The organism is Saccharomonospora iraqiensis subsp. paurometabolica YIM 90007, from assembly GCF_000231035.2.
GTDB lineage: Bacteria > Actinomycetota > Actinomycetes > Mycobacteriales > Pseudonocardiaceae > Saccharomonospora > Saccharomonospora paurometabolica.
Genome location: NZ_KI912258.1, coordinates 3,213 through 9,582 on the forward strand (window position 1 = coordinate 3,213; position 6,370 = coordinate 9,582).

The following is a 6,370-nucleotide window of genomic DNA, read 5'->3' on the forward strand; positions in this document are numbered from 1 at the left end:
ACCGGCACGGGCACCGGCACCGGGACCGGGGGCGGGGGCCCGCGCCGGACGTCGTCCCGGCGGTCGCGCCGCGGTCGGTTGGGCGCGGGTCTGGTGGACGTGCCGCAGGTTCCGTACCGCGATCCGGCCGAGGCCGTGCTCGCGGACCCGATGGTGGCCGAGGCGAAGCGCTGGTGCGGCAACTGCGGTGCGAAGGTCGGCCGCGGTACCGACGACGGCCCGGGCGCACCCGAGGGCACCTGCGCGGCGTGCGGCACACCGTTCTCGTTCCTGCCCAAGCTGCGTCCGCACGAGATCGTCGGCGGGCAGTACGAGGTGATCGGGGCGCTGGCCTACGGCGGGCTCGGCTGGATCTACCTGGCCACCGACCACAACGTCAGCGGACGCTGGGTCGTGCTGAAGGGACTCATCAACACCGGGGACGCCACGGCGGTGGCCGCGGCCGTCAACGAGACCCGGTTCCTGGCCGAGGTCGAGCACCCGAACATCGTCAAGATCTACAACTTCGTCCAGCACCCGGACCCGGACACCGGCAACTCCGTCGGCTACATCGTCATGGAGTACATCGGCGGGCAGTCGCTGCGCCAGCTCGCGATCGCCCACCACCGGGAGAGCGGACGCGCCGAACCGCTGCCGATCGGGCAGGTCCTCGCGTACGGGCTGGAGATCCTCCCCGCACTCGGGTACCTGCACGGCCAGGGGCTGCTGTACTGCGACCTGAAGCCGGACAACGTCATCCAGACCGGGGACCAGCTCAAGCTGATCGACCTCGGCGCGGTGCGCCGGATGGACGACTACACCAGTCCGTTGTTCTTCACCAGCGGCTACAGCGCCCCGGAACTGCCCACCCGGGGCGCCTCCGTCGCCTCCGACCTGTTCACCGTCGGCCGCACCCTCGCCGTCCTCAGCTTCGAGTTCACCGGCTACACCGGCCGGTACAAGACGACTCTGCCCGCGCAGGACGACGTCGGACTGTTCAAGCTGTTCGACGCGTACTACCGCTTCCTGCGCCGGGCCACCCACGCCGACCCGGACCGCCGGTTCGCCTCCGCGGAGGACATGGGTGACCAGCTCGCCGGGGTGCTGCGGGAGATCATGGCCCTGGGCACGGGTACCCCGCGACCGGGCGCCTCCACGGTGTTCGGGCCCGAGACCAACACCTTCGGCGTCGAGCTGGTCGTGCCCGAACACTGGCAGCAGGTTTCGTCCCCCGATCCGGGCGAGGTGGTGGCGGGCCTGCCGATCCCGCAGGTCCACACCGACGACCCGGGCGCCGGTGTGCTGGCCACGTTGCTCTCGGCCGACCCGCGCACCGCCATCGCCGCCCTCGCGCACGCCCCGCGCGAGTCGATCGAGGTCCGCCTGCGGATCGTGCGGGCGCGGATCGAGCTCGGTGAGCTGGCCGAGGCCCACCGGCAGTTGCAGGCCGCCCAGTACCTCGCGATCAAGTCGGGATTCCCGCACGACTGGCGGGTCGACTGGTACCGCGGTCTCATCGAGCTGGCGGGGGGACGGTCGAGGGTGGCGCACGTGGCCTTCGACACCGTCTACGACGAGCTGCCCGGGGAGATCGCGCCGAAACTGGCGCTGGCCGTGAGCGCCGAGACGGTCGGGGACTACTTCAAGGCCGCCCGGCTGTACGAACTCGTGTGGCGTACCGACCGCTCCTACGTCAGCGCCGCCTTCGGGCTGGCGCGGGTCTACCTCGCCCAGGGCGGCAGGCAGTCCGCGATCGAGGTCCTGGAATCGGTACCCGCCTCCTCCACCCACCACACCGCCGCACAGGTCGCCGCGGTGAAGATCAAGACGCGGCAGGTGTACGGCTCGCAGCAGGTCACCGGGTCGGACCTGGTGGCCGCCTCGGACCAGGTGGGGCGGCTGACCCTGGACGCCGAACGCCGGACGCGGCTGGAGGCCGAGGTGCTGGAGGCGGCCTTCGAGTGGACCCGCGCCCACGGCGTCGCCGACCCACACACCACCGTGCTGGGGTGGCCGCTGACGGAGCGGGATCTGCGGTTCGGCCTCGAGGACCGGTACCGGACGCTGGCACGGCTGGCGGGGGACGCCCAGCGCCGGATCGAACTGGTGGACCGGGCCAACGCCGTCCGGCCGCGCACGCTGACCTGAGCCGTCAGGGCCCGGGCCGCCGCGCGCGCAGTTCGACGATCGAGATTTCCGGCGGTGCGCCCACGCGGACGGGTGGTCCCCAGAACCCGGCACCACTGGTGACGTAGAGGCGCGTGTCGCCGCGCCGGTACAGCCCCGCCACGGCGCCCTGCTGCAGCGACACCGCCACCTCGAACGGGGTGAGCTGACCGCCGTGGGTGTGTCCGGCCAGCATCAGGTCCACCCCGGCGTCGACCGCGTCGGTCACGTCGACCGGCTGGTGGGCCAGCAGCACGACGGCACGGTCGGGGTCCCGCCCCGCCAGGGCCGCACCCACATCGCCGGGGTCCTGCCAGCGGTAGCCGGTGTGGTCGTTGATGCCCGCGAGGTCGAAGACGCCGCCACCGGTCCCGATCGGCACGTGCGTGTTCCGCAGGGGCCGGATCCCGAGCGTGGGCAGGTGCTCGATCCACTGCCGGTAGCCGACGTAGTACTCGTGGTTCCCGGTGACGTAGAAGGTGCCGTGCCCACTGCGCAGGTCCGCCAGCGGTGCGGCCGCCTCGGCCAAATCGGGGACGTCCCCGTCCACCAGGTCGCCCACCAGGGCCACCGCGTCCACCCGCTCGGCGTTGACCAGGTCCACGATCCGCCGGGTGTACGACCGGCCGATGATCGGGCCGAGGTGCAGGTCGCTGACCAGGGCGATCCGGAAGCCGTCCGCGCGCGGATCGAGGCGGCCCACGGTGACCGGGATCCGGGTGACCGCGGGCGGACCCGTCGCCACCGTCACGCCGTACCCGACGAGCCCGGTCGCCACGGTGCCGACGAGCGCGGCCGAACCCCGCGCCAGTACCACCCGCCGGTCGACACCGGGCCGCGGCGGGTCCGTGTCCGCTCCGGCGCCGTCGGGGTCGTCGGGGTCGGGAACGGTGGCAGCCCCGACAGTGGTGGCTCCGACGGTGGCGGCTCCGTCTGTCGCGGTCCCTTCGGTGGCGGCTCCGTCGGTGGCGGCTCCGTCAGTGGAGGGTCCGTGGGTGTCCGCCCCGCCGGTCTCCCCCGTCGCCGGAGCCGCGCGCCGACCACGCCGCCGCGGCCCCGTCCACCGGCGCAGGGCCCCTCGGAGGGGTTCCAGGGCCAGCAGTCCGAGCAGCAGGTAGAAGAACATCGCCAGCCACAGGTAGCCGGGCCAGGCGAACCACCGGCCGACCTCCGGCGGGACGGCGGTCCCCAGCGTGACCGCGGCCGCCATCAGGGCCACGAGCAGCACGAGCACCGCGGTCGCGGTCCGGCGCACGGCCGTGCGGGGCGCCGTCGTGTCGCCGATCAGTCGCTTCCACAGGTAGCCGTGGCAGGCGACGATCGCGACGGTGAGGACGGCGAAGAACATCAGGGGTTGATGTTCCAGTCCTCCGGATTCGCGCCCAGCGTGCGGAGTTGTTCCTCGTCCCCGTGGCGGAGGAAGTGCTCGACCCCCACGCTGATGAACAGGGCACGGGCCTGGACCGCGACGGGGCCGTCCTCGGCGTCCAGCCTGCCGTCCGCGTGCACGTAGATCTTGCGCCCGGCCGTGCCGTCGAGTCGGGTGACGAGGTACAGGGTGGAACCGACCGGCACCGGCATCCGGAAGTCGGTCTCCAGCTTCGCGGTCACGGCGGGCCGTTGCATCAGGTTGCCCACCGCGGAGCCGAGGGCCTCGTCGAACGCGCAGCTGAGCAGTCCGCCGTGGGCGAGACCGGGCGCACCCTGGTGGGCGTGGGTGACGGTGAACTGCGACACCACGACCCCGGGGTCGTCCCCGTCGACCGCGGAACGGATACGCAGGCCCCCCTCGACCTCGTCGCCGCATCCGAAGCACTGGCCGTAGTGCGACTGCAGCTTCGTCCCCGCCGTCGGTGCGGAGGGGTGCGGAACGGGTGCGTCCACGTCGACGGGCGGCCAACTGTTCGAATCGCTCACCCGGACACGCTAGCGCCCGGCCACCGGCCCGCCGGGACGGCCTCGTGGCGGAAGCGGCGCGGGCCACACCGCCGGGTGCGGCCCGCGCCCGGGGATCAGTCGTTCAGCGCGGACAGCGTCGTCCACTCGTCCCACGGGATCGTCCAGTCGTAGTAGTCGGTGCGGCTCTGCCGCAGCGGCTGGGAACTGCCCTCGATCTCGAACGGATCGCCGATCATCGCGCTGTCGTAGTACTCCTTGGCGTTGTCCGGCGCCAGGTTGATGCAGCCGTGCGAGACGTTGCGCTCGCCCTGATCGGCGACCGACCACGGCGCGGAGTGGGCGAACTCGCCGTTGTTCGAGATCCGTACGGCCCAGTCCACCTCGAAGTCCTCGTAGCCGTAGCCGGGATTGTTCATGAAGTACCTGTCGTGCTTGGCCATCACCACGTGGGTGCCACTGCGCGTGACCCGGCCGGGATCGGATTCGAGTCCGAAACTGGCCCGATACTCGGCGACCTTCTCGCCGTCCCGGAAGACCTCCATCCGGTGGGTCTGCGTGTTGGCCTTCACGACCTGGGAGCGTCCGATCGAGAAGTCCACCGTGAGGTCGTTGCCGCCGTAGGTGCCCTCGCCGGTGCGGACGCCGTAGACGTTCGCGCTGACGCTGACCTCCGTGCCCGGCTCCCAGTACTCCTTCGGTCGCCAGTGCACCGACCTGCCGCCGTACAGCCAGGCCCAGGAACCCTCGATGTCCGGGGTCGTCTCCACCTGCAACGCCCGCTCGACGGCGGCCCGGTTCTCGACGGGGGCGTCGAAGTTCAGGGCGATCGGCATCGCGACGCCGTACGTCCGGCCGTCGCCCACGTTCGAGCTGACCCCGACCGTGGCCTCGGGGGTCGCGGTCGTGAACGAGCCCTCGATCGGGACCGGCGCCCCGTCGGCACCGGACGCCTCGCCCGAGAACGTGTAGGTCTTGTCGTACCCGAGGGGCTCGGTGACCGACCAGGTCGTCCGGTCACCGGCCAGCTCGCCCTCGACCTCCTCGCCCTCCGGGTTGGTGAGTGCGATCGACGCGATGGTCCCGCCGGTCACCGTGACCGAGACCTCGTCCCGCGGGGCGACGTTCTCGCTGCCCGCCTCGGGGGTGACGGCGACCTGTGCCGGAACGGCCGGTTCGGGCTGCTCGGCGGGATCGTCGGCCTGCGCGGACCCGCCGCCGCCCTGCGCGCCGGTACAGGCCCCCAGGCCCAGGAGAGTGGCCAGCAACAGTGCCAGGACCGCTTTCGGTGTGCCTCTCGCCGGTGCGGATGCCGATTCCGTCAACGTTCGTACCCCTCTTCTCCCCGTGTCCCGTGGCTCACGCCCTCCGATGTCTGTTCGTTGCCGCCAGGTGAGGTGATCACACTCACACCATCGTGGTGCCGAGCGTGTCGGTGTGATCGCCCTCGGCGGTGTCCGGCACCCGGTGCGCTCCGGTTCCGCACCGTCGGAGTGTCCGTCGGCGGCATCCGGCGGCCACCCGTTCGATTGATCGTCGGTGCGGGGCGGGGCGCAACCCCTGAGGCCGTTATCCGCCCGGTCGGACCAACCGGGGCGGTAAGGGGTTCACGAACGCGCTTGTGCCGGTAGTGTGGGTGTCGGCCGTCGTTTTGCGTGCTCGTGGCTACACACTCGCGGAACTTCTGACGCGGGCCGGTAGCCCATGGTGCTAGCGTGCTCGTTCCGTCGGAACCGCCCGGGGCGGCCGGGACACCGCCGGTGGTGGTGTCCATGCGGAACAGCAACGAGGAGTACAGCGGTGGCGCAAGGCACTGTGAAGTGGTTCAACGCGGAAAAGGGCTTCGGTTTCATCGCGCAGGACAGCGGTGAAGGCGACGTCTTCGTCCATTACTCGGAGATCGAGGGCCGCGGCTTCCGCACCCTGGAGGAGAACCAGAGGGTGGAGTTCGAGGTCGGCCAGGGCCAGAAGGGCCCGCAGGCGCAGAAGGTCCGCTCTCTCTGAGGCAGGACACTCACTGACCTGACCGGGCCCCCGGCGGACTTCCACCGGGGGCCCGGTTCTGTCTCGGGGGAGCCGTGGGGTGGTCGACGGGCGCGGGTCAGCGGAGCCCGCCGCGCACCTGTGCCTCCCAGTGCCGCAGGTCCTCCACGTGGATCTCGTCGGTGATGGGTTCGTCGTCGCGCCCGTAGGCCGGCGCCTCGAACGACTGCGCCGTCCGGGGATCCTGCGCCGACGGCGCGCCCGGGGCGGTGTCGGTGGGGGAGAGGTTCTCGGGGAACGCGTCCTCCGGCGCGGGCCAGGCCGGCTCGGGCGGGGCCGCCCGCGG

The 6,370-nt window shown here is 71.9% G+C and carries 5 protein-coding genes and 1 pseudogene; 2 read left to right on the forward strand and 4 right to left on the reverse strand.

What is annotated here, in order from left to right:
* Positions 1-2,127 (forward strand): serine/threonine-protein kinase (locus tag SACPADRAFT_RS0219210; RefSeq protein WP_233357216.1); only part of this gene is annotated, 2,127 nt, incomplete at its 5' end.
* Between the two features lie 4 nt (positions 2,128-2,131).
* On the opposite strand, the gene SACPADRAFT_RS0219215 is transcribed toward SACPADRAFT_RS0219210, so the two are convergent.
* The 3 genes from SACPADRAFT_RS0219215 to SACPADRAFT_RS0219225 all read right to left on the reverse strand — a co-directional run bounded on the left by SACPADRAFT_RS0219215 (position 2,132) and on the right by SACPADRAFT_RS0219225 (position 5,366).
* The gene (locus SACPADRAFT_RS0219215; protein WP_007025988.1) at positions 2,132-3,493 is read right to left on the reverse strand and encodes a metallophosphoesterase; all 1,362 of its coding nucleotides are present in this window, start codon (positions 3,491-3,493) and stop codon (positions 2,132-2,134) included.
* Complete coding sequence (locus SACPADRAFT_RS0219220) at positions 3,493-4,062, reverse strand: PaaI family thioesterase (RefSeq protein WP_028662597.1); 570 nt, start codon at positions 4,060-4,062, stop codon at positions 3,493-3,495. The genes SACPADRAFT_RS0219215 and SACPADRAFT_RS0219220 overlap by 1 nt, the downstream gene beginning before the upstream one ends.
* 95 nt (positions 4,063-4,157) lie before the next feature.
* A complete protein-coding gene (locus tag SACPADRAFT_RS0219225; protein WP_007025990.1) occupies positions 4,158-5,366 on the reverse strand; it encodes a L,D-transpeptidase in 1,209 nt (402 codons plus the stop codon).
* Between the two features lie 475 nt (positions 5,367-5,841).
* On the opposite strand from SACPADRAFT_RS0219225, the gene SACPADRAFT_RS0219235 reads away from it, so the two are divergent.
* On the forward strand, positions 5,842-6,045 hold the full coding sequence (locus tag SACPADRAFT_RS0219235) for a cold-shock protein (protein ID WP_007025991.1): 204 nt from the start codon (positions 5,842-5,844) through the stop codon (positions 6,043-6,045).
* Positions 6,046-6,142: 97 nt separating this feature from the next.
* Here SACPADRAFT_RS0219235 and SACPADRAFT_RS33260 read toward each other — a convergent pair.
* Positions 6,143-6,370: pseudogene (locus SACPADRAFT_RS33260) on the reverse strand (hypothetical protein); the annotation flags it as partial.

Excerpts from the sequence above, each read along its gene's own strand:
- SACPADRAFT_RS0219215 (WP_007025988.1), bottom strand. The coding sequence starts at position 3,493 with ATGTTCTTCGCCGTCCTCACCGTCGCGATCGTCGCCTGCCACGGCTAC.